Raw genomic sequence first — 25,078 nt, 5'->3', positions numbered from 1 at the left:
GCCCAGCGCGATGCCGCTGATATTGACGGTCTTGCCGTTGCCGGCGTTCTTGTCGCTGAAGTTGCCGCTGGCGGCCGACACCGTCAGGTTGTCGCCGGCGATCATGCCGGTAAACGACGCGCCGGCCGTATTCAGGCTGGCGGCAAGGCTGCCGTCGTACACCTTGTTGCCGGCCGTGATGCCGCCGACGCCGCTGATGGTCGCCTTGCCGATATTGCCGGTCAAGCCGCTGATCGGCGCCAGCGTGTAATTGCCGCCGGCGCTGCCGCCCAGCGTGGCGTTGGCGGTCACGACCTTGTTATTACCCGCATTCTTGTCGGCATAGCTGCCGGTGCCGCTGAACGTGACGTTGCCGATGTCGCCAGCCAGCACGCCGCTCAAGTTGCCGCTGACGATGGCAGCGGTGCTGCCGTCATAGGTCTTGTTGCCCGCCGCGGCATTGTTGAGCGCAATTGCCAGCTTGTTGACGGTCAGCGCACCATCGATATACGTGATCGAATAACCGTGCTGGCCGCTGTTGGAGTACAGGCCGCTGCCGCTGATCGCATAATTACCGGCATTGACCGCACCGCCGGCGGCACCGCCAAACACCAGCGTACCCTGCAAGTCGCTGTCGGTCAGGTTTGAATACACGGCGCCGCCTGCGCCATTGTAGGCCAAGCCATCGTAAGTCTTGATGGCGCTGCCGATCTTGACCGCCAATTGTTTCATGAAGCCGCGCAACAATGGATAGCTATTGCCGTCATATACCACCCAGCTAGTGGCCAGTTCCCAGTTCGGATTGGCGGAACCGTTGGCGATCGTCGCGCTGTTGAAGTTGGCCAGGGTTTTCATCTGGGCCGTGCTCAAGCCGACGCCGAGCCCGCCGCCGCTGGTGTTCTGGCCGGTGCTGGTTCTGTCCCAAAAGCTGTTGCTCACCGTACCGGCACCATCGCCGGCCAGGCCGCCGGTAGTGCCCGTGCCGCTGACGGCGCCGCTGGCGTAACTGTTGATGATCGCGCCGTCGTTGCGGCCGGCCAGGCCGCCGACGATGGTATTGCTGCCCGTCACCGATCCGGAGGCGTAACTGTCGCTGACGCTGCCGCCCAGTATCGCGCCGACCAGGCCGCCGGTCCGTTGGCCGCCGCTGACCGCCACCGTGCTGTAGACATTGCTGATCGCGCCAAAACTGTCGCCGGCGAGCACGCCGCTATCCACGCCGGCGGTGATGCCGCCCCCCTCCAGGCCCAGGCTCTTGACCACGCTTGATACGCCCAGCGTGCCGAACAAACCGTTGTAAGCCTGGCCCGGACGATTGATCGTCAAGCCGGTGATGACATGGAAGGCGCCGTCCAGGCCGCCGTTGAAATGGGTCGCGGTGCTGGCCGAGTTGCCGGTGCCGACAGGAACGAAGGTACCGCCATTCCACACATCCAGTGTGCTGCTGGCCGTGCGCGCCGCATTGATGTCGTTGGCCAGCAGGTACTGGGCGCTCAGGTTCAAGCCCATCAATTGCAACTGGTGCGCCGAGGTGATGGTCGTCGACCATTCCGAGCTCAGCATCGGCAACGTCGCGCCAAGGCCGATGGCGCTATTGAAGGTGCCGTCGCTATTGACCATCACCCAGTTATTGCCGGTGGCGCCGCCGCTGGTGGTGAAAGTAAAACCGGCGAAATTGGACGCGCTTTTCATCTGTGTGCTGCTCAGGCCGGTGGTGGTGCCGGTGCCGGTGCCTATCCCGTTCAGCGCGGCGTTCAGCGTCGTATTGTAATAACCGTTGCTCACACTGGAGTTGCCGCTGTTTTCTCCCGCCACGCCGCCAACCTTGCTGTTACCGCTGACAACACCCGAGGCATACACATTGGTGACGGTGCCGGTGGTGGTATTAAAGCCGACCACGCCACCGACCTGGCTGTTGCCGCTGACCTTGCCGGTCGCATAACTATTTGAAATACTGGCCTGGTTATTCAGGCCGACAATGCCGCCCGCAACGCCGCTGCCGGTGACCACGCTGCTGCTGTAGCTATTCGAAATGGATGCCTTGTAACCGTTGAAGCCCACCAGGCCGCCGGCATTGATGCCGGCGTTGACGCTGCCGGTGGCATAGCTCTGGTCGACGGAGCCATATAATGTACCGTCGTTATTATCGCGGTTAAACGCCACCAGGCCGCCGCCGAACTGGCCGGCCGATACGGCGCCGGTCGCAAAGCTCTTGCTGATGGCGCCCTGGTTCAGGCCCACCAGCCCGCCGGCGAAGCCGTTGACCGTGGTGACCGTACCGCTGGCATAACTATTGTTAATCTGGGCCGACGCCAGATTATGGCCGACCAGTCCGCCCACGCTGCTGAAATCGTTGTGCACCAGCGTCGCGCTGGAATGGCTATTGTTGATGATGCCCTGGTTTTGGCCGACCAGGCCGCCGCCCTCCGAATAGGAGCCGGCAGTCACCGAGCCGCTGGAATAGCTGTTGCTGACCAGTCCCTGGTTCAAGCCCGCCAGCATGCCCAGTCCCAGATAAGCGCCGCCTGCCACCGACGCCACATTGCCGCCGGCCAGGCCCAGGTTGCTGACCGAGCCGGCGCTGCCGATCACGCCGAACAAGCCGGTGTGGACATCGTTGCGGTTGATTTTCAAGTTATTGATCACATGGCCCAGGCCGTCGAACTTGCCGGTGAAGTTGGCGCTGTCGGAACCGAGCGGCAAAAATCCGGCGACGCCATTCCAGCCCGAGGTGGCGGTCGCGTCGATATTGCTTCCCAACACATAATTGCCATTCAATCCGCCGTTAATGCCTTGCAAATCGTTGCTCGTCACACTGCCGGGCGCCCCCAGGCTGTTAATCACCTTGTAGGAAACCAGCGCCCCACTGCTGCCCTGTCTGGTGCTGAAATTATTGCCCGATGGCAGATCCACTTCCGCCTTGACGTTGTAGGCCGCGCCCGTGCCGGCGGCCGAACTCTGGCCATACTCCAGCGCCAGGCTGGCGCTGCCGGAACCGCGCATCGCCGTATTGATGTTGATATTGTTTTGCGCCGTCAAGGTCAGCTTGTTGGCCGACCAGGCCACCGTATCGTTGACATTGATATTGCCTTGCGTGCCGCCGGCGCCGGAAATGCTCTGGATTTGCACATTGCCGCTTTTCAAGCTGTTCGACAGGAAGGCGCCGCTCATGTCGCCGCCGCGCGCCGCGATATTAAAGTCGGATGGATCGATCAGCCAGGTGCCGGCCAGGCCTTTGGCGGCCGCCGTCGTCACTTTCAAGGTGTCGGCTATCCTGACGTGCGCCGCCGAGGTATCGATGAAGCCGCCATGACCGCTATCGGGCGCGCTGGCGTCCAGCGTGCCGCCGGCGTTCACCGTGCCCGACTGCATGTCGCCCAGCAATTTGATGGTGCCGTTGCGGGCGGCGATGCTGTGCGCCTCGATCACGCCGGTATTGTTGACCACGGTTTTCAGCAAGTCGCCGGCCGCCTGCGCGCTCAGCAGCACGCTGCCGCCGTCGGCCTGGATCAAGCCGCCGTTAGTGACCAGCGCGCCGACGGCGCCCTCGTGGACGGCCACGTTGAGCAAGCCATCGCCGGCCACATCCAGCGTGATTGCCTTGCCGGCCGCCAGGACCACCGAACCGAGCCGCGCGCTGATCGTTCCTTCGTTCGACACATGCGCGCCCAGCAAGGCGATATAGCCGCCCGGCGCGCTGATGCTGCCCTGGTTCAAGACCTTGCCAGCACCGGCGCCGCTGAACTTGTAGTTGCCGGCCATGAAATCGCTATTGCTGAGATCCAGCGTCGAGGCCACCAGCCCGGCCGTGTTGACCGCCGCGCCCTGGCCGAACAGGATGCCGTTCGGGTTGACGATAAACACCTTGCCGTTGGCCGACAGATTGCCCAGGATGCGAGTACCATCGCTGCCCAGCACCCGGTTCAGCGCCACCGCATTGCTGTTCGGCTGCTGAAACGTCACCGCTTCGCCGTGGCCGATATTAAACGTGGCCCAGTTGATCACCGCATGCTGGCTGCCCTGCCGGATCACCGTATTGCCGGGCGTGCCGCCGATGTTGGCCGCGCCCGCCACCACCGTGCCGCCGCCCGGCCCGGCCAGCGCCAGCGAGCCGAAGCCCAGCATCATGGCCGCCGCCAGGGTTGTCAGCGCGAACCGCGCGCCGCCGCCAGTGCAACCCGGCAACGAGCGCTTGCCGGCGCTCCTGACGTTTTCGGACACGGCGGCATACGCGCCGGTGGACTGGTTCCAGATGGAGCGGTAGATGCGGTTCATGATCTTGTTGTCCCTGTAGATGAGCTTTGGTATGGCGCTGCGACTACTATTTTTATGTTCAACCTGTTTTACTTAGAACCTATCCCAGTAGAGAATACATCGCCTGCTGACAGCCCCTCAACAGCGTGGATCCGCGTTGTTCGTCGTAGCATGGCTCGCCATGCGTCCTCCTCACGCCTTGCCCACTCTGCTGATGAGCAGCCATCCGGCGACGCTCCCTACTGGGATAGGTTCTTAGAAATACTTCACTGCCTGCAACCAGACCCGGCCCGCCGAATCCGGCGCCGAGGTCGCCTGGGCGTTGCCCAGCTTGTGCGCGTAATACAGTTTCAGCGCCAGGCCATTGCTGCCATTCCACGTCAAGCCGAGTCCGGCGCCGCTCAGCGTGCGCCGGTTTTCACCGTCGCCGAAGGCATCGCGGTTCAGGGTCACCCGGCCGCTATCGACAAAGGCGACCGCCTGCAACTGGCCCGGGAACGCCGTGAACGCCGGCAAGGCTTGGCGCAGTTCCAGGTTCAGCACATACCCCTGGTCGCCATACGCCTCGCCGCCCGGATAGGCGCGCACGCCGCCGACGCCGCCCAGGCCCATTTTTTCCGATACGTCCAGGTTCTTCGATGCCCACTGTCCGCTGACCGTGCCGAACAGCGTGGTATTCTCGGCCACCGCTTGCAGCCGCGCCGCGCTGAAGCCGACCTTGTTGAAGTGGCCGTTGCTATTGACGGTCAACTGGTCGATCAGCAACGCCAGCGGACTACGGATATCGATCTTGCCGCTGGTATAAGTCAGCGAGTAATTATTGATGCCGCCGCCGGCCCAGTTGTCGCGCGAATCGCCGTTCAGGTTCAGCAGCCACACCTTGGCGTCCTTGTCGGTCACGCTGCCGGTGGCGTCGGTCTTGTCCTGGAATTTCTTCGAATCGTAATTAATTTGCGCATACAGGCTGTTATTGCGCGAACGAATCAGCGGATAACTGCCGTACAGGCTGGCGATCTTGGCCGTGCCGTTCGCTTCCAGTAGCGCGAATTCCTTGCCGAGGCGGTAATCCATGCTGGTGTAGGCGGCGCCCAGCTTGGCCAGGCCCAGTTGCAATTGATAGGCGGCGCGGCCATAGTTCAAGCCGTCGGTGGAAGTAAAGGCGCGCACCGTGGCGACGTCGCCGAGGCCGGCCAGTTCGTTGATGTTGACGGTCGCGCCGATACGGTTCCGGCCGGTATAACGGTTGCCCTGGTTATCGGCATCGATGCTGCCGTTGACACGCGCGCCCGGCGCCACGTCGACGATCAGGTCGGATGCGCCCAGCGAGGCGCCCGGCGCCAGCGTCGACGATACTTGCACGCCCGGCAGATCGGACAGCAGCAGCAAGCGCCGTTCCAGCGGGCCGGTGGCGATGAGTTTATCGTCCAGGCCGGCCAGCAGCTGATTGGCCAGGCCGTCGGACAGGCCGCTCTGGTTGCGCAGGCTGACCTTGCCGTACTGGCCGGCCAGCACCGCGATGGTCACCGCGCCGTCGTGGATGTCCTGCGCCGGCAAATAAGCCTGGGCCAGGAAGTAGCCGCGCACGTGATAATAATCGGCGATCTTGCCAGCCAGGCCGCGCAGCTCGGCCAGCGTCAATTCGCTGCCCGGCGTAAAGCCGCTGGCGGCGATCAGTTCGGCTTCGGTAAAACCCGGCGGCGCGGCGATACGCAGGCTCTTGACGCTGATCCGGGTATTGTCGCCCACTGCGGCGACCGGCGTATTGCCTTGCTGGATGCGAATTTCGGGTGCAGCCTTCTTCAATTGCGGCGCCTGCGGAATTTGCTGGATCTGGCTGCCGGCGCCGGGAGGATCTACGGCATGCACGCCATGACTGAAAAAGACTAAAGCCAGTGGGGCCAATGGGAGTAGTTTAGCGTCCAACTCGATTCCTCTCGATCATCCGGCACAGCCGTGCCGCAAGAATAATGGTTGTTTAGAAGATCACTGATTCACAGTTTAAAAATTGCCAATAATATCATTATTGCTTTCTTTTTTATAATAAAAATTCCTTAACTGACTTGACGGCCCATCTCAGTTTTAAAAAAAAGAAACTATTCAGACATTAAGGGATTTCTTGTCTCAAAAAAATCACAAAAAATCACCAAGACGATCAAAACAACAGCAAGGACGAGAAAGAAACAGCTCCCGCAGCGATACTGAAAACATTGCGGTAGGGAAGTTATTTAAATAACAACCAAATTACGTGAAACCAATTTCTTATTAATATGCATGCAAAATTGAATATGGTTTCTTGAGAAACCATATTCCTGTTTTAATTTCCATTAAGCAATTTGGAAACCGTTGTCAGGCAGGCGGGAATGTGTGACGCGGATGCAACAGCATCGCAAAGGCAAGCCGGAAGATCAACCTCCGGCTTGTTGGGAAGATAACTGCTTGCCTGGCTTATTTCTTGCCCAGGCGGGTGATCAGACTGGAAGTGTCGAAGCGGCCGCCGCCGGCCTGCTGCACTTCGCTATAAAACTGATCGGTCAATTCGGTGACCGGCAATTGGCTGCCGTTGCGCTTGGCTTCGGCGATGCAAATGCCCAGGTCCTTGCGCATCCAGTCCACCGCGAAGCCAAAGTCGAACTTGCGCTCGATCATGGTCTTGCCGCGATTTTCCAATTGCCACGACTGGCTGGCGCCCTTGGAAATCACGTCGACCACCAGCGCCGCATCCAGGCCGGCGTTCTCGGCAAAAGCCAGGCCTTCGCTGAGCGCCTGCACCAGGCCGGCGATGCAAATCTGGTTGACCATCTTGGTCAATTGCCCGGCGCCGGCCGGTCCCATCAAGGTCACGGCGCGGGCGAAGACGCCGATCACCGGTTCCGCACGGGCAAACGCGTCGGCATCGCCGCCGACCATCACCGTCAGCTTGCCGTTTTCGGCGCCCGCCTGGCCGCCGGATACCGGCGCATCGAGGAAATGGATGCCGCGCTGCGCGGCCGCTTCATGGATCTTGCGCGCGGCGTCGGCCGAGGCGGTGGTGTGGTCGATCAAGACCGCGCCCGGCTTCATGCCGTCCAACAAGCCGCCCTGCTCCAGGATGACCTGGAACAAATCGTTGTCGTTGCCGATGCAGGTAAACACGAATTCGGCGCCCTCGGCAGCGGCGGCCGGCGTGGTCGCGCTACGGCCCCGGTACTGTTGCAGCCAAGCCTCGGCGCGGGCCGGATTGCGGTTGAATACGGTCACCTCGTGCCCCTGCGTCGCCAGATGCCCGGCCATGGGAAAGCCCATGACGCCCAAACCGATAAATGCCACTTTTGCCATGCTAAGTCCTCTGATAGGGATGATCAATCCAATGATTGTCACACAAGTTGACTATGCGCGAAGCAAGACCTTTTCCGGCCCAAGGTTTTGGCTGTTGTTCCTTATCAAGAGCAAGCCAGATATTGTTTTGCAAAAATGATATTCTTATTGCACCTTCTTTTAATTGGAACTATATTAAAATTGTTTTAATTTTAATATTTTTATAACGATCCACCGATGCACCTTCTCTCACCGTTAAGGAGCCAATCTTGAAACACCTTGCCCTGGCATTCAAAACCTTGCCGCTCGCCGCCTTGTTATTGGCCAGCAGCGCCGCCCACGCCACCATTACCGTTTTCACCAGCCAGTCGGCTTATCTTGCCGCCGTCGGCGATACCGGTGTCGACTCCTTTGACGATCTCGACATCGATGCGCTCGACACTCCGCTGGCGCGCGCTGCCGGCGCCTATAGCTACACCATAGGAACCATCGGATCCTCGCCGTATCTGTACGGCGCCGGCGAAGGTGGCGACCATTGGATCAGCACCAACAACCGCCACGACAGCGTGCTGTTCTCCAATTTTTCCAGCGCAATAGTTGGTGTCGGCGGGTTCTTCTTTGGCTCGGATGTATTTGGGCAATACAGCCCAAGCACCGGCTCGACCTTGACCGCCGTCAATGCCGATGGCGATACGCTGACCTTCCACCTCGATGCGCCGACCCAGTCGTCTTTCCTGGGCTTCGTCTCCAGCGGGTCCTTGACCCAACTGACCTTCAGCACCGATGCCCAGATCGGCGTCTGGCCGGCGGCCAACGATTTGCACCTGTCGGTCGCGGCGGTGCCGGAACCGGAAACCTACGGCATGCTGCTGGCCGGCCTGGGCCTGATCGGCTTCCTCGCGCGCCGCCGCAAAACCTGAACATGCCGGTACCAGGTTAGCGCCACCGCATCCACGGCGGCGTTTTTGCGGTTGCCGATCCGGGACCGTCGGCGAAATAGCAACGCCCGCTAACGGCAGCCTGCGAGTGCCGCCTCCAGCTGTCCCTCATACCAACGGGCGCGCGGCCAGTCGCGGGCCAGCGCCAGGATTTTTTCGCCGTCCGGCGCCGCCATGGCCAGCTTGCCAAACTCGTAGTCCGGCTTGACAGGCACGGCCGCGATGCAGGGCGCGAACACCGGCAGCCGCACCGTCTCGGCGACGGGCCGCGCCGCGCAGCCGGCCAGCGCCAGCATCGCTATCCACCCGGTCGCCTTCACAACAGGCTTTCCAGCAGCAGGTTCACGGCAGGCATCGCGTCGCTGCAACTGACCGCCCGGGCATCCTGGATGCGCCGCAGCGCGCCATCGAAACGCCGGCCGTTTTCCAGCGCCAGCTGACGCGCCGCCAGGCCGCGCGCCTCCGCTTCCTGGCGCGCCTGGCTCATTTGCTGCAGTGCCTGGTTTTGCGTGGCGATGGCGCCGCGCAGCCTGGCGGCCGCGTCCTGTTCAGCTGCCAAGGCGACACGCGCGTGGCTGGTCTCGCGCGCCGCCAGGATCCAGCCGACGCCGGTCAGCACCAGTACCAGCAGCAACAGCGTCGCCATCAGCTTGTAGAAATATTCCGTCATGGCCGCCCCTGCACGATCCCGGCCCGCGTGCCCAACCGGTCGATGGTGATGATGCGGTTGATGGGGCGCACCGGCATGCGCGTGCTGACATGCACCCAGCTCAATTCATTGATGATCTGGCCGATGCCGAATTCATCCAGCTTGGGCAGCAGCGCCTGGCAAATCTGGTACGGCGTCAGGCGCAGCGCCTTGAAGTCGGCCGCCATGCCTTGCACGTGATCGCTGCCGTCGCCGCTGCCGATGCCGCGGTTCAGCGCCAGGCAGCGGTAGCCGCTGATCTGCGTCAGCGGCGTATCGATGGCGCTGCTGGCCGACAGGTAATTGCGGATACGCTGCAACATCTGCGCGGTGCGCCGCAACTCGTCCTGCACCGCCGGCGGCGCAGTATTGTCGATGCCGTGGCGCGCCGCGTAATCCGAGGCCGTCAATTCGGCGAGGGTAAAATTTTGACTCAATTGCATGGTGTTCCTTTCAAAAACGGCTCGCGCCGGTCACACCAGACCAGTACGGCTATACCGCAATGCAACAGCAATTCCGGCCAGGTCGGCGTGCGTCCCAGCAACAGCAGCGCCGCCGCGCCCAAGGTCAGCCAGACCCAGGCGATGCGGATGGCAAGACTGGTTTGCGGACACATATGGTTAATCGCGAAAAACAGGCCGCGCAGCAGCACCAGCGCCGCCGCGGCAAGGTCGAGGGTCATCATGCGGCGTCCCCCTTCTTGCGCAGCCACGCGAAGGCGGCAGGAATAATGACTTGCGCACACAGGCCCAGCGCCGCGGCCGCGGAAATGCGCACCGTGGCTTCGCCGGCACCGGCCATGAAGGGAAAATAATTGGCGGCGGTGACGCTGGCCAGCGGCGCAAACCAGCCGGCGATCAGCGACGAGCCGACCACGCTGCCGGCAATCTTGCTCCAGCGCATGGGCGGCAGGTACGACAAGGACACCAGGCCGCCGCAAAATCCGGCCAGCAGCGCATCGTATTGCACCCCCAGGACCGAGCCCGTCAAGGTGATGGTGCCGGCCGCGATTGCGATGCCGGCGGTGGAACTGGCTGGTTCTGCCATAGGGGCTCCTGAATGTTCGAGGGATAAAAAAACCCGCCGGAGCGGGTTGCGGGTTGCAGCGGTAATACTTGTGACCGCGATCCCGGCAACACGTGGCCGGCTTCCGGGAACAGCCTGACAAATACCGGCCTGGCCATCCGATTGCCGCGCAGCGCCGCCTTCAGCCGTAAGCGCTCGGCCGGAGGCAACTGCTCCAGCCTGAGCAACAGCTTGCGATGGCGCATGCCGATATAGCTCAGCGCGGCGCCGTCATCGGCGTTATAGTGGGGCGACCAGTAGCTGCCGGCGAACAACCGCGACGCTTCGATATAACCGTCCGGATTATCGGCATCGGCCAGCTCGATCGCCAGCGACCGTACCAGCGCATGTTCGAACCAGGCCGATGCGCAAGCCCCGCCGCCATCGGCGAAATCGCTGGCGCCGCGGTCCCGGCCGAACTGGTCCAGCGGCGCATAGGCGCAAGCCGGCACCTTGCCGGTATCGAATACTGTCTGGCCGGCAGCGCCGTAGCCGATGACACGAATCATCGCGCCCGCTGTCAGATTGCAGAATGGCAAAGCCACGCCGCCGATCAACTCGACACTGGGAAAGACCAGGTGCAGCGTGGCGAGCGTATTCGCCGCGCGCCAGAGCGACGACCTGCCATCGTCCAGCAAGTTGGCCGGAACCAGCGCGCCAGCCGTGCTGGTCGCGCTGATGTTGCCGCGATTGGCGGCGTTATCGGAAATGATGTTGAGATTGGCCATGTATTCCTGTCAGATGGCGGCGCCGGCCCAAAAGGCCGCGCTTGCTGGTTGGTGGCTGGTTGGTGCTGCTGTGAATCTTGATCAGGGATAAGCCAGGCGGCCATCATCCTGCCGCTGCAGGCCTGCAGCCGTGAAGGGGACAACGGTGTAAAAAGGGGCGCGGAAAATAAGAAAGCCACCTCGAGGGCGGCTTTGGGGGGGGTGCTCCTGCGACCATAATGCGCAGTGAGCGATCAAATTTTACCGCGAACGGTGACATCCGAAGATGTTTGCTGGTGAATCCCTGTTATCGGTGCCGCCCTGGGGAGCGATCATTACGAGTGCAAGGAGTATTTGATGGCTTCACTCTACCACTGCTTTTTTTGATTTGCAATACCTTTCCCAAAAATAATTCAAATTTATTTAAAGCATCTTTTTCAGAGTCAAGCCGAACGCCGCATGCGGGCCGCGGCGCGTGCGCCGTGGGCTTGCACCAGCCCCTCCAGCTCGCTGACCATGTCGAGAATTTTTTCGCGCTCGAAGCCGCCACCGGTGATTTCCGCGGTGCCGCTGCCTTTGCACACCGGGCAACTGGTGTGGCGGGCGGCGATGCGGGTACCGTTGCAGGCGCCGCATTTACCGTCGAGCCAATATTCCAGCGAACGTTCGGCGACCCGCCGGTACAGTGAAAAGGCCGCTTGCATGTCCCATGCGGTATGGGCCTTGACCCAGCCGCGCGAACGCCCCTTCTCGGTGACGGCGGCAGTCCAGATGCGCAACAGCTGGGCCAGGTTGGCGCTATTGCCTTCGAACACCTTGTTCAGCGTGCCATCGGCATACTTGACGCGGCACAACAAGGCGCCCAGCCCGGCGCCGTGGCGGTCGGCCAGCGCGGCGGCGGCCAGCGCCTCGGTGGCAAAGTGACGGTCATCGTCCAGCAAATTGCTGGCATTGAGCGATTGCACATATTTTTCAACAAACGACATGATTTTTCCTTTCATCCTGATCCTGCACGCACTGCTACAGCGCAGTGCTACAGAAATCCCGCCCTTGCTAAGTGGAACTATCTTTATCCATTCCAGTAATATATACTCGAATGAATACATAATCAATACTCAAATGAATAGATTGTTGTACTCAACTATACGCGGACGTATATTTCATCATGGACATAGCAAACAGACTGGACGAAGCGATGCGGGAAGCGGGATTCGAATCCCAGAGTGCGCTCGCGCGCGCTTCCGAGATTCCGCAGCCGACCATCAACCGCATCCTGAAGGGCGTCGGAAAAAAAGGGCCGGAAGCATCGACGCTACAAAAACTGGCAGCCGCCTGCAACGTCAATTTCACCTGGCTGCACGAAGGCATACCGCCCAAGCTGCGCGGCGCGGCGGCGCCCGTCGATACTTACAGCCGGGTACGAGTGGCGGAGGAAGACGATCCGCAATTCGTGCAGATCCAGAAAATCAAGTTGCGCTTGTCAGCCGGCATTACCGGCTTCCAGTCGGACCCGGAACACGACGATGGCGGCACGCTGACCGTATCGCGCAGCTGGATCGAACGGCACGGTTATCATGCGGAACGTCTGATCGCCATCAAGGTGCGCGGCGAAAGCATGGAGCCGTCGCTGTATGAAGACGATGTGGTGGTAGTCAATACCGCCGATACCAAGCTGACGGATGGCGCCGTGTTCGCCGTCAATTACGAAGGCCAGGCGGTGGTAAAACGGCTGTCGCGCGATGCCGGCGAATGGTGGCTGACATCGGACAATGCCGACCAGCGCAAGCACCACCGCAAGATTTGCCGCGGCGCCGACTGCCTGATCGTCGGCCGCGTGGTGCGCAAGGAAAGCGAACGGATTTGATGGGTGGCCGGCGCATCGAGACCACCTTCTGCAATGAAATCCGGCCCGGCATCACCGGCCGCCAATTGCGCGGTATCCATAAAGGCGAGATCGCACTGAGCGCACCGGGGGTGTTGAACAGCCTGCACGCGCTGGTCAGCGCCCACACCGGCCATGGCGATCCCTTCCAGCGGCTGTCATTTGAATTGCTGGCCAATGGCGACATGATCGAGCGCATCGACTACCATGGCGCGGCGCTGCAGCAACGCTATGGACGGCAACGCAGGACCGGCAAACCGTTCAGCTTGCCGTTCGAGCATGCCTTCACGATCGCGCATCATTTGCTGTACCTGGAGCACAGCTTCGCGGTGCGCACCATCACCGAGCGGGAAACTTTTTTAAGCAAGAGCATGACGATCAGTTTCGCGCCTGCCTTCTAAACAAAAGCAGGCAAACGGCCAGGGCGCGCAGGTGAACCGCGCCGCGCCAGCACGTCGAGATCACGGTTTGTCTCCCCCATCTCCCTTGTCTTTAAAAACCCCTCGACGCCGGATAAATGCGCATGTCAGCGGATTACTTGCCTATTCTTTATTGCGAATGATTCTCATTTTAAATAGAATCGATTCCTCCCTCCATCTTTTCGATTCGAAAGCCCCGCCGCATCATGCCCTCGTCGCCCCTCCGCCTGCCCCGCCTGCCCCGCCTGCTGCCCGTCTGCCTGTCGCTGACACTGGCCTGCTTCCCTCATTCCGCGCTGGCGCAAGACGCCGATGAAAAAAGCATGCAAGCGGTCAAAATCACCGGCGCCAAGGCGCAGGGTTTCGAGCCGAAAACCGTCGAAGCGGGCAGTTTTCGGGGTTCCGACATCATGGACGTGCCGTCGACCGTCAACGTGATCACGCGCGACGTGCTGGAATTGCAAGCCGCCGGCGGCTTGTACGATGCGCTGCGCAACACCGCCGGCGTGACGCGCCAGCAAAACGGCGGCGATACCTGGGACCAACTGGTGATCCGTGGCATCGCCGTCGAAAACCGGACCAATTACCGCCTGAACGGTTCGCTGCCGATCATGAATTTCTCGCAAGTGCCGATGGAAGACAAGGAGCGCGTCGAAGTGCTCAAGGGCGCCACCGCGCTGTATTACGGCTTCACGTCGCCGGCCGGGGTGGTCAACTTCGTCACCAAGCGCGCCGGCGCCACGCCGGTCACCACGCTCGGCCTGACACTGGACCAGAACGGCACGGCCGTGACCTCGGCCGACGTGGCGCGCCGCTTCGGTGAAGAGGGCGAATTCGGCGTGCGCATCAACGCCGCCGGCGGCACGCTCGGTTCTTTCCTGGAGCATGTCGGCAACGGCAACCGCGCATTCGCCTCGGCCGCGCTGGACTGGCGCGTCAATTCACGGCTGCGCCTGAAATCCGACCTGGAATACGACCACCGCCGCGTGACCGAGGAAGTCGGCATCACGCTGCCGGCCGCCGTCAACGGCGTGATCACGCTGCCGCGCCCGGTCGATCCGACAACCCTGGTCGGCCCGGACTGGTCGATCTTCAACGCCACCACCAGAAACGCCCAGTTGCGCGCCGACTATGCCTTGAACGACAACTGGGCGCTGACGGTGGACGGCGGCCATTCGGATACCTCGCGCGAGCGCCGGCTGGCGATCTTCCGCTTCAATAACAACGCCGCGCTGCAAACCGGCGCCGGCCGCATCACCGGCAATATACAAAACCAGGTCGTCAATTCGAATGTGCTGCGCACCGAACTGGCCGGCACCGTGATGACCGGCGCCGTCAAGCATGAAGTGACGTTCGGCCTGACCCGCACCGACAAGTCGCAGGACCCGATCTACCAGGCCAACTACACCATCGCGTCGCAAAACCTGTACCAGCCGATACCGGTCGTCAACCCGACCATCGGCGCCTTCCCGGCCAAACCGACCACCGCCGCGCTGGACAGCCGCGACACCGGCCTGTACGCGATCGACCGCCTGACCTTGTCGCCGAACTGGCAAACGGTGGTCGGCGCGCGCGGCGCGCGCTACAGCAGCGCGCAAGGCGCGAATAACTACCGCGTCAACCGGACCACGCCGATGGCTGCGTTGATCTTCAAGCTGAACCCGGACCTGTCGTTTTACGCGTCGGCCTCGCAAGGGCTGGAAGAAGGAGAAACCGCGCCGACCGGCACCGCCAACCAGAATGAACACCTGGCGCCCGGCATCAGCAAGCAAAAGGAAGTCGGCGCGCGCTGGCGCGTGACGGACGGCTCGCTGCTGCAGGCGGCGCTGTTCGACATCAACCGGCCCGGTTATTACACCAATACCGGCAATATCTTCACGGCCGACGGCGACCAGCATTACCGCGGCCTGGAACTGTCGGTGCAAGGCAAGCTGACGCGCCAGTTGTCGTGGCAAACCTCGGCCCAGTTCATCGATCCCGAGTTCCGCAACATCAACGCCGCCTACAACGGCAAGCTGCCGGAAAACGCCGCGAAACAAACCGCCAGCGCCTTCCTGTCGTATGCACTGGATGCGCTGCCGGGCCTGTCCGTCCATGGCGGGCTGTACTTCACCGGCCGGCGGCCGGTCAACGACCTGGACCAGGCTTTCCTCGGCGGCAATACGCTGATCAGCCTGGGCAGCCGCTACGTGACCAATATCATGGGCAAGCGCAGCAGCTGGCAAATCAATGTCGACAATGCCGGCAACAAGCAATACTGGGCCGGCGCCGGCACCCGCCTGGCGGCAGGGCTGCCGCGCACCGTCAAGCTGACGGTGAAAGTGGATCTGTAAACAGCATCGACGAAAAACGCAACTGGGCCGCCCTGTTCAGCGCGGTCCAGGCCTGATCGCATCAAGCGCCCGTCACTCGATGGGATTTGCCTGGTCGTAGGCCGTCTGCGCCTCCAGGATGGCCTGCATGTTCGTCTCGGCCCAATGCGACAGCCGCTCGACAGTCTCGCCCAGCGTTGCTCCCAGTTCAGTCAAAGCGTATTCAACAGTAGGCGGCGTGGTGTTGTAGACCTGCCGCTCGATCAGCCCGTCTCGCTCAAGTTTCTTCAGTGTTTGCGACAGTACTTTCTGCGAGATGCCGATGATCTCCCGCCGCAACTGATTGAAGCGAATTCTCTCGCCGGCGCTCAAGCGGTCGATCAACAGCAGCGCCCATTTATCCGCCAGGCGGCCAAGCACTACCCGGGCGGGACAGTTCGCCGAGTAGACGTCATAAGCCGGGTGCCGGCGGTAGGTAGGCATGGTGGTATCCCATCGGTAATCAGATGACCTTATAGTGCCTTCTTGTACACTAAGTGTCAAATCCATACAATGTTTCTCACGAATTCGGGCCCGAAGGCCCGCGATTCGCCCGATCAATTTCTTCGAGAAACCTGTATGCCCAAGACTGCTGTTGTATATTTTTCCGGCTACGGCCACACGCTCCGCATTGCCCAGGAGGTGGCCGATGGCGCGCAAGCGGAGCTGATCGCCATCGATGCCGAAGGGCAGCTGCTCGGCTCCGCATGGAGCGCGCTGGATCAGGCCGACGCCATCATCTTCGGCGCGCCAACCTACATGGGCTCCGCGCCATGGCAGTTCAAGAAGTTCGCTGACGCCTCATCCAAGGCATGGTTCAGCCGCGCCTGGCAAGACAAGGTGTTTGGCGGATTCAGCGTCAGTGCCAGCATGAACGGCGACAAGCAGGTGACGCTGATCGGCTTGCAAACGCTCGCCTCGCAACATGGCGGCATCTGGGTCAGCCTGGGACTGCCTCCGTCGAACACCAGCAAGGCCTCGTCGAATGACATCAACTACCTCGGCGGCTCGGTCGGCCTGCTGGTACAGGCGCCGTCCGATGCCGGCGCCGAAGCCATCCCGGACGGCGACATCGACACCGCGCGCCGCTACGGCGCCAGGGTCCGCGAGATCGCATCGCGCCTGGCGCCGCGCTGAAACCAGCCGGCGCCCTTCTCCCCCTCCCGCCGGCATGACCATCGGCACGCACCACCAAGGATCCATTTCATGAAAAAGCTTAGCAACAACTCACGCCACCGCGCCGCACGCTGGTTCTCCACCTTGCTGCTCGGTGCAACCATTGCAGCACCAGCTTTCGCGGCATCGGCCAACTCATCGGCCAACGCATCCACCAAGCTGGTCGAGCCCGGCAAGCTGATCACCGACCAATCCTTGTCCAGGGAGACGCTGGACGCACAGGTCCTCGCGGCCCGCCGCTTCGACACATTCTGGAATACCGGCGATGAAGACATGGCACGCGCGGCGCTGGCGCCCGATTTCTTCGACAACACCTTGCCGCCCGGCCGGCCGCAAGGCGTGGAAGGCGTATTAAAAGCGTCCAGGGCATTTCGAAGCGCGGTGCCGGATCTGCACTGCGAGGTGCTGCAAATGATCGTCGCCGGCGACCGCGTGATGTCCTCCTTGCGCTTCACCGGCCATTTCACTGGCACCTTTGCCGGCAAGCAGGGGCAAGGCCAGGCCATCGACTTCATCGCGATGGACATCTATCGCATCGCGAATGGCCGCGTCGCCGAAGACTGGCATCTGGAAGACAACCTCACCTTCATGCAACAGGCGGGCCTGGTCTCCAGGTAAGAAACGCGCAAGGCTACCCACCACATTCACAAGGACTTCTGCATCATGAAAACAAACAAGCAAGCACGCCACTGGCAACTGGCACTGGTCATGGCCGCGGCACTGCTGGCCGCGCCGACGCTGGCGCTGGCACAAACCACCATCGCCGGAGTGACCGTCCAGAGCGGCCCCAGCGAAGCCGTGCAGGCCTGGCGCCAGGCCCTCGAAGCGGGCGATAGCGCGGCCATCGCCCGCATGCACGGCCCCGACACGGTTGTGTATGGCACAAACGATACGGTGACGCGGGGCGGCAAGGCCATCATGGCCGGCTATGGCGCAATGTTCGAGCGCTATCGGCCCACCGTGGAAATCCGCGACGCCGCCTGGGTGCGCCAAGGAGCGCTGCTGAATTCGTGGGGACAATTCACGCTGACGCTGACCCCGCGCGCCGGCGGCGAAGCGGTGCGCATCGACGGCCGCTTTTCCGACCTGGCGGTGTGGGCCGACGGCCGCTGGCAATACGTGATGGACCACGCCTCGGTGCCGGTTCGCTGATACCTCGGCAGCCGGTGACAGGCATGCGCTGCGGGAGCAGGCGCAGAGTCTTCGAATCTCACGCGTAAGCCGACCGGCTTACTCCTTTCCGCTCCACAAATGAAAAAGCTCCCTCGCGGGAGCTCTTTCATTTATTCATGGCGGAAAGGGTGAGATCCGAACTCACGGTACACCAAAGATGTACACTGGATTTCGAGTCCAGCGCATTCGACCACTCTGCCACCTTTCCTGACTTGCAAAACACTCACTGCAAGAGAGGCGTGATTCTAGCATAACTATTTAGAGGACGGCAAGACTAAGAGCCTATCCCAGTAGATGAATACGCCCTCTTCTGGCGCCCCTCAGTAGCGGGGACTGCGTTGATCGTCGTCGCGTGGCCCGCCACGCTTCCTCCTCACGCTTGGTCCGCGCTCCCGATGCGCGGCCAGCAGAAGACGCTCACTACTGGGATAGGCTCTAAGGCGTAGCTTCGATGCCTGCCGGATTACGCGCCACAAATGAAAAAAACTCCCTCACGGGAGTTTTTTTATTTATTCATGGAGGAAAGAGGATTCGCCTGCATCCTGCAGGCCGCCCTCGCGCGAGTACGCGCAGAGTCTTCGAATCTCACGCGTAAGCCGACCGGCTTACTCCTTTCCGCGCCACAAATGAAAAAGCTCCCTCGCGGGAGCTCTTTCATTTATTCATGGCGGAAAACGGATTCGCCTGCATCCCGCAGGCCGCCCTCGCGCGAATACGCGCAGAGTCTTCGAATCTCGCGCGTAAGCCACGCAGGTGGCTTACTCCTTTCCGCGCCACAAATGAAAAAGCTCCCTCGCGGGAGCTCTTTCATTTATTCATGGCGGAAAGGGTGAGATTCGAACTCACGGTACACCAAAGATGTACACTGGATTTCGAGTCCAGCGCATTCGACCACTCTGCCACCTTTCCTTTTACTTCTGCTCGCCTGTTGCTGCGAGAACGAGATTATAGCAGGGTATGAAAAAAACGGAAGAGGCAAAAACCGAATTTTTCATACTGCCGCCATTTATTCCGCTCAGGCCGCCTTCAGGTGCGTCAGGCCGCCCATGTACGGGCGCAGCACTGGCGGGATCTCGACGCTGCCGTCGGCTTGCTGGTAGTTTTCCAGGATCGCCACCAGCGTGCGGCCCACCGCCAGGCCGGAACCGTTCAGGGTGTGCACCAGTTCCGGCTTGCCTTGGGCATTGCGGAAACGGGCTTGCATGCGGCGCGACTGGAACGCTTCGCAATTCGACAGCGACGAAATTTCACGATAGGTGTTTTGCGCCGGCAGCCACACTTCCAGGTCGTAAGTCTTGGCCGCGCTAAAGCCCATGTCGCCGGTGCACAAGGCCATCACGCGGTATGGCAAGCCCAGGCGCTGCAAGATGGTTTCGGCATGGCCCACCATTTCTTCCAGGATGTGATACGAGCTGTCAGGATGCACGACTTGTACCATTTCAACCTTGTCGAACTGATGCTGGCGTATCATGCCGCGCGTGTCGCGGCCATAGCTGCCTGCTTCCGAACGGAAACATGGGGTGTGCGCCGTCATTTTCAGCGGCAAGGCGTCCAGCGCCAGGATGTCATCGCGCACGGTGTTGGTCAGCGTCACTTCCGAAGTCGGGATCAGGTAGAAGGTTTCGCCCTCGCCTTCCTGGCCGCCTTTTTTGACCGAGAACAGATCGGCTTCGAATTTAGGCAATTGGCTGGTGCCACGCAGCGAGTCGGCGTTGACCATGTACGGCGTGTAGCATTCGGTATAACCATGCTCGTCGACGTGAGTGTTGAGCATGAATTGCGCCAGTGCGCGGTGCAGGCGGGCGATGCCGCCTTTCATGACGGAAAAACGCGAACCGGTCAATTTGGTGGCGACTTCAAAATCCAGGCCCAGCGGCGCGCCGACATCGACGTGATCCTTGACTGCGAAGTCAAAAGCGCGTGGCGTGCCGAATTTACGAACTTCAACATTGCCGCTTTCATCCTGGCCGACCGCAGCCGATTCGTGCGGCAAGTTCGGCAGCGTCTGCATAAAATCGCTCATCTTGGCTTGCACCAGGCCCAGCGCCGTTTCATCGGCCTTTAACTGGTCGCCCAGGCCGGAGACTTCCGCCATCACGGCCGAGGTATCTTCCCCCTTGCCTTTCAACATGCCGATTTGCTTGGACAGCGCATTGCGCTTGCCTTGCAATTCCTCGGTGCGCGTCTGAATCGCCTTGCGCTCGGCTTCGAGGGCATTGAAACCTGCCACGTCGAGCTGGAATTTGCGCGTCTCCAGGCGGGCTGCGACGTTATCGATGTCTTTACGGAGAAGTTGAATGTCTATCATGGGGTCGGATTGCAGCTATGTCGAAAGCGCAATTGTACCAAGACGCGGCCACGACGATGGGGTTTTACGCAGTTCCGGCCATCGATCCGCAACGATTTGGATGGCCATTTCAATATGCCGAACCAGCCATGGCGAACGGCGCGCTCAGGTACCGGCAGCCTGATGCACCATGCGCCCCAGCAAACCAACGGCCCGTTCGATTTCCGGTCCCCATGGATTGCCGCAATTGAGGCGCAAATAATTGCGATATTTGCCGGACGCCGAAAACAATTGTCCGGGCATGAACGCCACGCCCTGGCCGATCGCGCGCCCGTGCAGGGCCAGCGCATCGAGCTGTTGCGGCATTTGTACCCACAACACAAATCCGCCCTGCGGTTCGGACAGCAGGCATCCGGGCGGGAAAGATGCCGCCACCGCATCGGACATGCGCGCCATGCGCTGCACCAGCGTGCGGCGCATCTTGCGCAACTGGCTGTCGTAGCTGCTGCCGGCCAGGAAATCGGCCAGCACCGCCTGGAAAAATTGGCTGGTGGCGCCGCTGGACACCGTTTTCAGCAAGGCCACTTCCTGCGCATAACGGCCCGCCACCACATAACCGACCCGCGCCGACGGCGTAATGGCCTTGGAAAAGGATGAGCACAACAAGACATGGCCGCTGCTATCGTACGCCTTTACCGGCCACGGCCGCTCAAGGCCGAAACACAGGTCGCCATACACATCGTCTTCGATCATTGGAATATTGTGCTCGGACAGCAAGCCCGCCAGACGCTTCTTGTTTTCTTCCGGCATGATGCAACCGAGTGGATTATTGACATTCGGGATAAACAGGCATGCTTGCACCAGCCCGGCGCGCAAGGCCAGTTCCAGCGCATCGAGCGACAGGCCGGTCTTCGGATGGGTCGGAATTTCCAGCGCCTTCATGCCGAGGCTTTCAATCATTTGCAACAGCACGAAATACGTCGCCGACTCGATGGCGATGGTGTCGCCGGGCTTGGCCACCGCGCGCAAGCACAGGCTGATTGCCTCGGTGCAGGAATTGGTGACCACGATTTCATGCGGATCGAGCTTGCCCCAGTCCAGCGCGCGGCGCGTCACCTGGCGCAGGAATCCCGGTTCGCTGATGTCGTAGCAGCTGACCTTGTTCAGCAAGCCCGGCTCGCGCCGCGCCACCGCGCTGACGATGCGCTGCATGCGCTTGATCGGCAACATTTCGTCGGGCGGCCAGGCGGTGCCCAGTTGCACCATATTCGGTTTTTCGTTGGCGCTCAACACACGCATCAACAGATTATTGATGCCGACAAAAGCCGGCTCGGTCAACGGCCGCTCAGGTTCATGCATGGCAGCAAACCCGCTGATGCGGTGGCGCACGTAATAACCGGCTTGCGGCCTGGCGTCGACCTGGCCACGGTCTTCCATCAGGCGGAAGGCTTGCATCACGGTGCTGACCGACAGCCGCTTTTGCTGCGCCAGATGGCGTATCGACGGCAAGCGGTCGCCCGGTGCAAACACGCGGCTGTGGATCAACGCGCCCAATTCATCGGCCAGGTGCTCGTACAAAGTGATGGAAGTAGACATAGCAGATTGTGACTCAAGACCCGCGCAGCGGCACAGATACAGTCGGCGATTATTTTGACGATAACAGTTTAAACGAAAGACAACTGTGACGATCACAATATCATTTTATTGCATCTGTTCTGTTCGTCGCCGAGTGCCTATGCTGGAGACATGTCTGAACAGCCGGGAGTAGCGCCATGCAACACGATACAACAGAGTATGAACTGCGGGAAAACCAGCCATTACGGCTGGAAAAAGCGCACCAGGGCGTGATTGAATGCCTTTCCGGAAAAGTCTGGCTGACCGCCTACGGCCAGGCCAGCGATATCCTGCTGCGGCCCGGCAGCCGCTACACGATTCCCAATCAGGGCTTGATCCTGGTGGAAGCGATCGGCAGCGGTCGCATCCGCTTTCACCCCGCCGCCCAGGCAAGGCAGCCGTGGCATCGCCATCCATCGCCATTGATCGGCGGCATCGCATGACGACGCCGGCAAAGCAAGCACCGGAGATCCGGGTGCTGGTCACCGGCGCGGCCGGCAGCATCGGCGGCATGTTCTGGAAAAGCGAGCACCAGACATTCGCGCTGAGGCTGGCCGACCTGCATACGGCAAAGCTGGCGGACGCGCCTTGCGACAGCCGGCAACTCGATGTGTCCGACTACCCCGCTTGCCTGGATGCCTGCAAGGATATCGACGTGGTATTGCATCTGGCCGGCATGCCGCACGCGGACGCCGATTTCCATGCCGACCTGCTGCAAGCCAACATCATCGGCACCTACAATATTTTCCAGGCAGCAGCGCAGCAAGGTTGCAAACGGGTGGTATTCGCCAGCAGCGCACAAGCGGTCGAAGCGTATCCGCTGGATGTGCAAGTCAGCGAAACCATGGCGCCCAGGGCCAGGAATATGTATGGCGCGAGCAAGGTTTTCGGCGAAGGCGTGGCGTCGGCGTTTGCCGCCCAGACCGGCATGGCGGCAATCGCCGTGCGTATCGCCAACGTGGCCGACTTCCAGCCGGGCCAGCAGCACAGCCCGCGCGACGTGGCCGCCTTCATCAGCGAGCGCGACGTGGTGCATTTGCTGGCCTGCTGCATCCGCGCTGACGTGCAGGGCTACCACGTGGTGCACGGCGTATCGGACAACCGCTATAAGCGCCTGTCGATCGACCACACCCGCACGCTGCTCGATTACCGGCCGCAAGACGACGGTTTTGCCTTGCTCGGCATTGCCGCTTAAACCTGCGTCAAGCTCAGCCCTTGCCGGCCTTGCGGTCCAGTTCGCGCAGCCACGCCAGCTTGTCGGCGATCTTGCTTTCCAGGCCGCGCGGCACCGGTTGGTACCAGCCCGGCTCCGGCATGCCGTCCGGGAAATACGTTTCGCCGGCGGCATACGCATCCGGTTCATCATGCGCGTAGCGATACGCGTGGCCGTAGCCCAATTCCTTCATCAGCTTGGTCGGCGCATTGCGCAAATGCACCGGCACCTCCTTGGATTTATCCTTTTTGACAAACGCCATCGCGGTATTAAACGCGTTATAGCCGGCATTGCTTTTCGCCGCGATCGCCAGGTAAATCACCGCCTGCCCCAGCGCCAGCTCGCCTTCCGGCGAACCCAGGCGTTCATAGGTTTCGGCGGCGTCGTTGACCATCGTCATGGCGCGCGGATCGGCCAGGCCGATATCTTCCCACGCCATGCGGATGATGCGCCGCGACAAATATTTCGGATCGGCGCCGCCGTCGATCATGCGGCAAAACCAGTACAGCGCCGCATCCGGATTCGAACCGCGCACCGATTTGTGCAGTGCCGAGATCTGGTCGTAGAAATTGTCGCCGCCCTTGTCGAAGCGGCGCGAATTCAAGGTCAGCGCATTGTCGACAAAGGCCGCGTCGATGCGCGTGATACCGCTGGAACCGGCGGCCGTGTCGGCCTGTTCCAGCAAGTTCAAAAAGCGCCGCGCATCGCCGTCGGCAAAACCGATCAGCGTATCGACCGCGGCATCGTCGAATTCCAGGTGCGGCAAGGCACTGTCGCGCGCCTTTTGCAGCAACTGTTTCATTTCGGCTTCGGTCAACGATTTCAGCACATACACTTGCGCCCGCGACAGCAGCGCCGAATTGACTTCGAAGCTGGGGTTTTCAGTGGTCGCGCCGATGAACGTGACCAGGCCGGATTCGACGAAAGGCAACAAGGCATCTTGCTGCGCCTTGTTAAAGCGGTGGATTTCATCGACGAACAACAAGGTATGCTTGCCAAACTGGTCCAGGCTGTTGCGGGCCTGGTCCATCGCCGCGCGGATATCCTTAACGCCGGCAAACACCGCCGACAAGGCGATGAATTCGCTATCGAAGGCATGCGCCATCAGCCGCGCCAGCGTGGTCTTGCCGACCCCGGGCGGCCCCCACAAGATCATCGAGTGCGCCTTGCCGGCCTCGAAAGCCAGCCGTAGCGGCTTGCCCGGCCCCAGCAGGTGGCCTTGCCCTATCACTTCCGGCAAGCTTTTGGGACGCAGCGCTTCCGCCAAGGGCTGACGTGGTGCGGTGGAAAAAAGGTCAGCCATGCATGGTTACCCAAAAAGAGAGTGTCATAATGAAAAATGCCCCGCGTTATGGCGCAGGGCTGGTCCCAGTGGAAAAACGCACGCGCCCTTAATTATTAAAGACGTCGGCGCCCTTCGGTATGACAAATTTAAAATGCGTGTCGCTTAAGGCTGGATTCTTTTGAAAGTTCTTGAACGACAGCAGCGACGTCTGGCCGAAGGAATCGCGCAATTCCATCGCTTCCGGCACATTGTTGCGCAAGCCGATGCGGATTTCATCGAAGGTCGTATCTTTCGCTTTCGGCGTCGCCTTCAGCCATTCCAGGCCGTCGCGGGTACCGGCTTCGGCCAAGCTAAAATTTTTCTCCAGGTCATTACTACCGAACAGGATCGCGGCCGGCGACGAGCCCAGCGCATCGCCCAGCTTCTTGACGGTGACCTGGTTCAAATCCTTGTCGTAGATATACAGCTTGTCGCCATCGGCTTGCAGCAATTGCTCGTACGGTTTTAAATAAGTCCAGATGAACTTGCCCGGGCGGGCGAATTCAAACGTACCGCTGGCCGGCGCCGAAATTTTCTTGCTATCGTCTTTCTTGACCTGGCGCTGCACGAAGTCGCCCTTGGCGGCCTTGGTGCCGGCGACAAAGGTCTTGAACTGGTCCAGCGCGCCGGCCGCGGCGCTGCCGGCGAACAGCACACCGCAGACCAGCGTGATGGCGCCCCATCTGATCTTGTTATTTGTCATTCCTTGATTCC

24 protein-coding genes and 2 tRNA genes (1 of these 26 only partly in view) are annotated in these 25,078 nt (G+C 61.1%); 9 read left to right on the top strand and 17 right to left on the bottom strand.

What is annotated here, in order from left to right; translation table 11 throughout:
* The 3 genes from GJA_RS06830 to GJA_RS06820 all read right to left on the bottom strand — a co-directional run.
* Positions 1–4,254 carry the 5' portion of a two-partner secretion domain-containing protein gene (locus GJA_RS06830; protein WP_038490260.1) on the bottom strand. It extends 24 nt beyond the left edge of the window, so only the first 4,254 of its 4,278 coding nucleotides appear in the window; it begins with the start codon at positions 4,252–4,254; the stop codon falls past the left edge of the window.
* Between the two features lie 234 nt (positions 4,255–4,488).
* Positions 4,489–6,099 carry a ShlB/FhaC/HecB family hemolysin secretion/activation protein gene (locus GJA_RS06825; protein WP_242404469.1) on the bottom strand — a complete coding sequence of 537 codons (1,611 nt, stop codon included), beginning with the start codon at positions 6,097–6,099 and terminating at the stop codon, positions 4,489–4,491.
* Positions 6,100–6,678: 579 nt separating this feature from the next.
* Positions 6,679–7,548 (bottom strand): NAD(P)-dependent oxidoreductase, encoded by an 870-nt coding sequence (locus GJA_RS06820; protein ID WP_038490254.1) that lies wholly within the window; start codon positions 7,546–7,548, stop codon positions 6,679–6,681.
* A gap of 248 nt (positions 7,549–7,796) precedes the next feature.
* On the opposite strand from GJA_RS06820, the gene GJA_RS06815 reads away from it, so the two are divergent.
* Positions 7,797–8,447, top strand: coding sequence for an FxDxF family PEP-CTERM protein (locus tag GJA_RS06815; RefSeq protein ID WP_242404468.1), 651 nt, complete (start codon positions 7,797–7,799; stop codon positions 8,445–8,447).
* A gap of 89 nt (positions 8,448–8,536) precedes the next feature.
* Here the strand turns inward: GJA_RS06815 and GJA_RS06810 are convergent, their stop codons facing one another.
* The 7 genes from GJA_RS06810 to GJA_RS06780 form a co-directional block, all read right to left on the bottom strand.
* The gene (locus GJA_RS06810; RefSeq protein ID WP_242404467.1) at positions 8,537–8,785 is read right to left on the bottom strand and encodes a hypothetical protein; all 249 of its coding nucleotides are present in this window, start codon (positions 8,783–8,785) and stop codon (positions 8,537–8,539) included.
* The gene (locus GJA_RS06805; protein WP_038490244.1) at positions 8,782–9,135 is read right to left on the bottom strand and encodes a hypothetical protein; all 354 of its coding nucleotides are present in this window, start codon (positions 9,133–9,135) and stop codon (positions 8,782–8,784) included. The genes GJA_RS06810 and GJA_RS06805 overlap by 4 nt, the downstream gene beginning before the upstream one ends.
* Entirely contained in the window at positions 9,132–9,596 is a 465-nt protein-coding gene (locus GJA_RS06800; RefSeq protein WP_038490241.1) for a D-Ala-D-Ala carboxypeptidase family metallohydrolase, read from the bottom strand. Before GJA_RS06800 ends, GJA_RS06805 begins: the two co-directional genes overlap by 4 nt.
* Entirely contained in the window at positions 9,587–9,838 is a 252-nt protein-coding gene (locus GJA_RS06795) for a hypothetical protein (protein ID WP_038490238.1), read from the bottom strand. The genes GJA_RS06800 and GJA_RS06795 overlap by 10 nt, the downstream gene beginning before the upstream one ends.
* Positions 9,835–10,200, bottom strand: coding sequence for a hypothetical protein (locus GJA_RS06790; RefSeq protein ID WP_038490235.1), 366 nt, complete (start codon positions 10,198–10,200; stop codon positions 9,835–9,837). Before GJA_RS06790 ends, GJA_RS06795 begins: the two co-directional genes overlap by 4 nt.
* Positions 10,140–10,946: a hypothetical protein gene (locus GJA_RS06785; protein WP_038490233.1), complete on the bottom strand. Its 807-nt coding sequence runs from the start codon at positions 10,944–10,946 to the stop codon at positions 10,140–10,142. Before GJA_RS06785 ends, GJA_RS06790 begins: the two co-directional genes overlap by 61 nt.
* Before the next feature lie 422 nt (positions 10,947–11,368).
* On the bottom strand, positions 11,369–11,911 hold the full coding sequence (locus GJA_RS06780; protein ID WP_038490229.1) for a hypothetical protein: 543 nt from the start codon (positions 11,909–11,911) through the stop codon (positions 11,369–11,371).
* 179 nt (positions 11,912–12,090) lie between these two features.
* Between GJA_RS06780 and GJA_RS06775 the strand changes: the two genes are divergently transcribed.
* The 3 genes from GJA_RS06775 to GJA_RS06765 all read left to right on the top strand — a co-directional run bounded on the left by GJA_RS06775 (position 12,091) and on the right by GJA_RS06765 (position 15,559).
* Entirely contained in the window at positions 12,091–12,789 is a 699-nt protein-coding gene (locus GJA_RS06775) for an XRE family transcriptional regulator (protein ID WP_038490227.1), read from the top strand.
* On the top strand, positions 12,789–13,208 hold the full coding sequence (locus tag GJA_RS06770) for a hypothetical protein (RefSeq protein WP_038490224.1): 420 nt from the start codon (positions 12,789–12,791) through the stop codon (positions 13,206–13,208). Before GJA_RS06775 ends, GJA_RS06770 begins: the two co-directional genes overlap by 1 nt.
* A gap of 224 nt (positions 13,209–13,432) precedes the next feature.
* Positions 13,433–15,559, top strand: a complete 2,127-nt coding sequence (locus GJA_RS06765; RefSeq protein WP_051780391.1) for a TonB-dependent siderophore receptor — start codon at positions 13,433–13,435, stop codon at positions 15,557–15,559.
* A gap of 72 nt (positions 15,560–15,631) precedes the next feature.
* Here the strand turns inward: GJA_RS06765 and GJA_RS06760 are convergent, their stop codons facing one another.
* The gene (locus tag GJA_RS06760) at positions 15,632–16,021 is read right to left on the bottom strand and encodes a winged helix-turn-helix transcriptional regulator (protein WP_038490221.1); all 390 of its coding nucleotides are present in this window, start codon (positions 16,019–16,021) and stop codon (positions 15,632–15,634) included.
* Between the two features lie 135 nt (positions 16,022–16,156).
* On the opposite strand from GJA_RS06760, the gene GJA_RS06755 reads away from it, so the two are divergent.
* The 3 genes from GJA_RS06755 to GJA_RS06745 all read left to right on the top strand — a co-directional run bounded on the left by GJA_RS06755 (position 16,157) and on the right by GJA_RS06745 (position 17,905).
* Positions 16,157–16,714, top strand: a complete 558-nt coding sequence (locus tag GJA_RS06755; RefSeq protein WP_038490218.1) for a flavodoxin family protein — start codon at positions 16,157–16,159, stop codon at positions 16,712–16,714.
* A 69-nt stretch (positions 16,715–16,783) separates the two neighbouring features.
* On the top strand, positions 16,784–17,371 hold the full coding sequence (locus tag GJA_RS06750) for an ester cyclase (RefSeq protein ID WP_038490215.1): 588 nt from the start codon (positions 16,784–16,786) through the stop codon (positions 17,369–17,371).
* 45 nt (positions 17,372–17,416) lie between these two features.
* A complete protein-coding gene (locus tag GJA_RS06745) occupies positions 17,417–17,905 on the top strand; it encodes a YybH family protein (RefSeq protein WP_038490212.1) in 489 nt (162 codons plus the stop codon).
* 138 nt (positions 17,906–18,043) lie between these two features.
* On the opposite strand, the gene GJA_RS06740 is transcribed toward GJA_RS06745, so the two are convergent.
* The 4 genes from GJA_RS06740 to GJA_RS06725 form a co-directional block, all read right to left on the bottom strand.
* A tRNA-Ser gene (locus tag GJA_RS06740) sits at positions 18,044–18,134 on the bottom strand.
* Between the two features lie 610 nt (positions 18,135–18,744).
* A tRNA-Ser gene (locus GJA_RS06735) sits at positions 18,745–18,835 on the bottom strand.
* 106 nt (positions 18,836–18,941) lie between these two features.
* Positions 18,942–20,234: a serine--tRNA ligase gene (gene serS / locus GJA_RS06730; protein ID WP_038490209.1), complete on the bottom strand. Its 1,293-nt coding sequence runs from the start codon at positions 20,232–20,234 to the stop codon at positions 18,942–18,944.
* Positions 20,235–20,378: 144 nt separating this feature from the next.
* The gene (locus tag GJA_RS06725; RefSeq protein WP_038490206.1) at positions 20,379–21,809 is read right to left on the bottom strand and encodes an aminotransferase-like domain-containing protein; all 1,431 of its coding nucleotides are present in this window, start codon (positions 21,807–21,809) and stop codon (positions 20,379–20,381) included.
* A 176-nt stretch (positions 21,810–21,985) separates the two neighbouring features.
* Between GJA_RS06725 and GJA_RS06720 the strand changes: the two genes are divergently transcribed.
* Complete coding sequence (locus GJA_RS06720) at positions 21,986–22,270, top strand: DUF2917 domain-containing protein (RefSeq protein WP_051780389.1); 285 nt, start codon at positions 21,986–21,988, stop codon at positions 22,268–22,270.
* Entirely contained in the window at positions 22,267–23,022 is a 756-nt protein-coding gene (locus GJA_RS06715) for an NAD-dependent epimerase/dehydratase family protein (RefSeq protein ID WP_038490204.1), read from the top strand. Before GJA_RS06720 ends, GJA_RS06715 begins: the two co-directional genes overlap by 4 nt.
* Before the next feature lie 13 nt (positions 23,023–23,035).
* On the opposite strand, the gene GJA_RS06710 is transcribed toward GJA_RS06715, so the two are convergent.
* Both GJA_RS06710 and lolA read right to left on the bottom strand, forming a co-directional pair.
* Positions 23,036–24,343, bottom strand: a complete 1,308-nt coding sequence (locus GJA_RS06710; protein WP_038490201.1) for a replication-associated recombination protein A — start codon at positions 24,341–24,343, stop codon at positions 23,036–23,038.
* 88 nt (positions 24,344–24,431) lie between these two features.
* Complete coding sequence (gene lolA, locus GJA_RS06705) at positions 24,432–25,067, bottom strand: outer membrane lipoprotein chaperone LolA (protein WP_038490198.1); 636 nt, start codon at positions 25,065–25,067, stop codon at positions 24,432–24,434.
* Positions 25,068–25,078: the final 11 nt, after the last annotated feature.

It is taken from the genome of Janthinobacterium agaricidamnosum NBRC 102515 = DSM 9628 (assembly GCF_000723165.1).
Classification (GTDB): Bacteria; Pseudomonadota; Gammaproteobacteria; order Burkholderiales; family Burkholderiaceae_D; genus Janthinobacterium; species Janthinobacterium agaricidamnosum.
The sequence above is the reverse complement of the archived record's forward strand: the minus strand, read 5'-3'. Positions and strand labels throughout refer to the sequence as shown.

Coding starts and splice junctions, on each gene's coding strand:
- GJA_RS06765 (WP_051780391.1), top strand. CDS start 13,433: ATGCCCTCGTCGCCCCTCCGCCTGCCCCGCCTGCCCCGCCTGCTGCCC.
- GJA_RS06715 (WP_038490204.1), top strand. CDS start 22,267: ATGACGACGCCGGCAAAGCAAGCACCGGAGATCCGGGTGCTGGTCACC.
- GJA_RS06750 (WP_038490215.1), top strand. CDS start 16,784: ATGAAAAAGCTTAGCAACAACTCACGCCACCGCGCCGCACGCTGGTTC.
- GJA_RS06805 (WP_038490244.1), bottom strand. CDS start 9,135: ATGACGGAATATTTCTACAAGCTGATGGCGACGCTGTTGCTGCTGGTA.
- GJA_RS06770 (WP_038490224.1), top strand. CDS start 12,789: ATGGGTGGCCGGCGCATCGAGACCACCTTCTGCAATGAAATCCGGCCC.
- GJA_RS06755 (WP_038490218.1), top strand. CDS start 16,157: ATGCCCAAGACTGCTGTTGTATATTTTTCCGGCTACGGCCACACGCTC.
- GJA_RS06775 (WP_038490227.1), top strand. CDS start 12,091: ATGGACATAGCAAACAGACTGGACGAAGCGATGCGGGAAGCGGGATTC.
- GJA_RS06790 (WP_038490235.1), bottom strand. CDS start 10,200: ATGGCAGAACCAGCCAGTTCCACCGCCGGCATCGCAATCGCGGCCGGC.
- GJA_RS06800 (WP_038490241.1), bottom strand. CDS start 9,596: ATGCAATTGAGTCAAAATTTTACCCTCGCCGAATTGACGGCCTCGGAT.
- GJA_RS06720 (WP_051780389.1), top strand. CDS start 21,986: ATGCAACACGATACAACAGAGTATGAACTGCGGGAAAACCAGCCATTA.
- GJA_RS06780 (WP_038490229.1), bottom strand. CDS start 11,911: ATGTCGTTTGTTGAAAAATATGTGCAATCGCTCAATGCCAGCAATTTG.
- GJA_RS06710 (WP_038490201.1), bottom strand. CDS start 24,343: ATGGCTGACCTTTTTTCCACCGCACCACGTCAGCCCTTGGCGGAAGCG.
- GJA_RS06820 (WP_038490254.1), bottom strand. CDS start 7,548: ATGGCAAAAGTGGCATTTATCGGTTTGGGCGTCATGGGCTTTCCCATG.
- GJA_RS06760 (WP_038490221.1), bottom strand. CDS start 16,021: ATGCCTACCTACCGCCGGCACCCGGCTTATGACGTCTACTCGGCGAAC.
- lolA (WP_038490198.1), bottom strand. CDS start 25,067: ATGACAAATAACAAGATCAGATGGGGCGCCATCACGCTGGTCTGCGGT.
- GJA_RS06795 (WP_038490238.1), bottom strand. CDS start 9,838: ATGATGACCCTCGACCTTGCCGCGGCGGCGCTGGTGCTGCTGCGCGGC.
- GJA_RS06785 (WP_038490233.1), bottom strand. CDS start 10,946: ATGGCCAATCTCAACATCATTTCCGATAACGCCGCCAATCGCGGCAAC.
- serS (WP_038490209.1), bottom strand. CDS start 20,234: ATGATAGACATTCAACTTCTCCGTAAAGACATCGATAACGTCGCAGCC.
- GJA_RS06725 (WP_038490206.1), bottom strand. CDS start 21,809: ATGTCTACTTCCATCACTTTGTACGAGCACCTGGCCGATGAATTGGGC.
- GJA_RS06745 (WP_038490212.1), top strand. CDS start 17,417: ATGAAAACAAACAAGCAAGCACGCCACTGGCAACTGGCACTGGTCATG.